Source organism: Streptomyces phytophilus (assembly GCF_013870535.1).
Classification (GTDB): domain Bacteria; phylum Actinomycetota; class Actinomycetes; order Streptomycetales; family Streptomycetaceae; genus Streptomyces; species Streptomyces phytophilus.
On the sequence record NZ_JACBXC010000826.1, the window covers coordinates 1 to 2,761 of the forward strand.

At 74.0% G+C, this 2,761-nt stretch carries 2 protein-coding genes; both read left to right on the forward strand.

Going from position 1 to position 2,761, the window contains the following annotated elements; translation table 11 throughout:
• Window positions 1-1,726 (forward strand): MMPL family transporter (locus H5J30_RS25805; protein WP_181789744.1); only part of this gene is annotated, 1,726 nt, incomplete at its 5' end.
• Between the two features lie 142 nt (window positions 1,727-1,868).
• Window positions 1,869-2,696 (forward strand): pyrroline-5-carboxylate reductase, encoded by an 828-nt coding sequence (gene proC / locus H5J30_RS25810; RefSeq protein WP_181789745.1) that lies wholly within the window; start codon window positions 1,869-1,871, stop codon window positions 2,694-2,696.
• Window positions 2,697-2,761 lie beyond the last annotated feature (65 nt).

Sequence of the window (2,761 nt, forward strand, 5' to 3'; positions counted from 1 at the left end):
CGACCTCGGCGACACCGTCGAGGCCGTACGCGACGTGGCCGCCGACGGCGCCCCGCCGGGCGTCGACGTGGAGGTCGGCGGCCCGGCGGCCTCCCTCGCCGACTCCGTCGCCGTCTTCGACTCCCTCGACGCGACGCTGATGATGGCGACCCTGGCCGTCGTCACCGTCCTCCTGCTGATCACGTACCGCAGCCCCCTGCTGTGGCTCTTCCCCGTGCTGGCCGTCGGCTTCGCCGCCGTCCTCACCCAGGCCGGCACGTACCTCCTCGCCAAGCACGCCTCCCTGCCCGTCGACCCGCAGTCGGCCGGGATCCTGATGGTCCTCGTCTTCGGCGTCGGTACGGACTACGCGCTGCTGCTCATCGCCCGCTACCGCGAGGAGCTGCACCGCCACGAGGACCGCCACGAGGCCATGCGGCTGGCGCTGCGCCGCTGCTTCCCCGCCGTCCTCGCCTCCGCCGCCACCATCGCGGCCGGCCTGTCCTGCCTGTACTTCGCCGACATCAGCTCCTCCCGCTCCCTGGGCCTGGTCGGCGCGGTCGGCGCGGTGTGCGCGTTCCTCGCGCTGGTCACGGTGCTGCCGGCGCTGCTGGTGATCGTCGGCCGCTGGGTCTTCTGGCCGTTCGTCCCGCGCCACGGCACCCCCGTGCACGGGCACCGCACGGTGTGGTCCCGGATCGGCGGCGCGGTGTCGCGCCGGCCGCGCCGGTCGTGGCTGATGTCCCTCGGCCTGACCGCCGTGCTCGCCTTCGGCGTCGTCGGCATGGACTTCGGTCTCAAGCAGTCGGAGATGTTCCAGGACAAGCCCGAGTCGGTCGTCGCCCAGGAGCGCATCTCCGCGCACTACCCCTCCGGCGCCTCCGACCCGGCGGACATCGTCACGAACGCCGCCGCTAAGGACGCCGTACGGGCGGCGGTCGAGCGGGTCGACGGCGTGGCGGGGGTCGCGGACGGCGACACGGCCGGCGACCTCGCCGCCCTGCGCGTCACCCTCGACGACGAACCCGACTCCGAGGCGGCCAAGGACACCGTCGACGACCTGCGCACCGCCGTGGGCGCCGTCGACGGCGCGGACGCGCTGGTCGGCGGCACGACGGCGGAGGCGCTGGACACGCAGCGGGCGGCGGACCGGGACCTGCGCGTGGTGGTGCCGATCGTGCTGCTGGTGGTCCTCCTGGTGCTGATCGGGCTCCTCCGCGCGCTGGTGGCGCCCCTGGTGCTGCTCGCCACCGCCGTGCTGTCGAACGTGGCCGCGCTGGGCGCGTCGTACCTGCTCTTCGACCACGTCTTCGACTTCGCCGCGGTCGACTGGTCCATCCCCCTGATGGGCTTCGTGTTCCTGACCGCGCTCGGCATCGACTACAACATCTTCCTCATGACCCGGGTCAGGGAGGAGGTCGCGCTCCACGGCCACGCGAAGGGCGTCCTGACGGGCCTCACGACGACCGGCGGCGTGATCACCTCCGCGGGCATCGTGCTCGCCGCGACGTTCTCGGTCTTCGCCGGGCTGCCGCTGGTGACGATGGCGCAGATGGGCGTGCTGGTCGGGGTGGGCGTGCTGCTGGACACGTTCCTGGTCCGCACGGTCATGGTGCCCGCGCTGGCGCTCGACCTGGGCCGGTGGACGTGGTGGCCGGGTGCGCTGTTCCGGCACGAGACCCGGCGGGCGGCGGCGCCCGGGGGCGGGGAGGCCGCGCTGCCGGAGGCGGATCGCGTACGGGCCTGAGCCCGCTCGGGCCCGCAGGCCGGTGCGCCTGCGGGCCCGGTCCGCACCCGGTCCGCACCCGGTCCGCACCCGGGCCGGACCCCGGGGTCCGGCCTGTGGATAACTTCGCGGGGTGTCGGGCGGCGGTGCGAGGATGGACGGCATGACCCAGAAAGTCGCCGTACTCGGCGCCGGAAAGATCGGCGAGGCGCTGCTCTCCGGCATGATCCGCGCCGGCTGGTCGCCCGACGACCTGCTCGTGACCGCCCGCCGCCCGGACCGCGCGGAAGAGCTGCGCAATCGCTACGGCGTAGAGCCCGTCTCGAACGGCGACGCCGCCAAGCGCGCCGACACCCTCATCCTCACCGTCAAGCCGCAGGACATGGGCACGCTGCTGGACGACCTCGCGCCGCACATCCCGGCGGACCGCCTGGTCGTCTCCGCCGCCGCCGGCGTCCCCACGGCCTTCTTCGAGGAGCGGCTGCCGGAAGGCGCGCCCGTGGTGCGCGTCATGCCGAACACGCCGGTGCTCGTGGACGAGGGCATGTGCGTCATCTCCGCGGGGAAGCACGCCGTGGAGCAGCACCTGGCGCGGACCGAGGAGATCTTCAAGCCCGTGGGCAAGACGCTGCGCGTCCCCGAGGCGCAGCAGGACGCGGCCACGGCGCTGTCCGGCTCCGGCCCGGCGTATTTCTACTTCCTCGTCGAGGCCATGACCGACGCCGGGATCCTCCTGGGCCTGCCCCGCGAGAAGGCCCACGACCTCATCGTGCAGGCGGCCATCGGCGCGGCGGTCATGCTGCGCGACAGCGGCGAGCACCCGGTCAAGCTCCGCGAGGCGGTCACCTCCCCCGCCGGGACGACGATCAACGCGATCCGCGAGCTGGAGAACCACGGCGTACGGGCCGCCCTGATCGCGGCGATCGAAGCGGCCCGCGACCGCAGCAGGGAGCTGGGCTCGGGCCCGGCGCCCGACGGCAAGCGCGCGTAGGGAAGCCGGCGATGACACCGCAGCCGCACGACCCGCCCCCGCCCGGACGGGGACCGATCCGGGTC

Bases quoted from the DNA above. Each gene is read 5' to 3' on its own strand.
- proC (WP_181789745.1), top strand. From the start codon at position 1,869: ATGACCCAGAAAGTCGCCGTACTCGGCGCCGGAAAGATCGGCGAGGCG.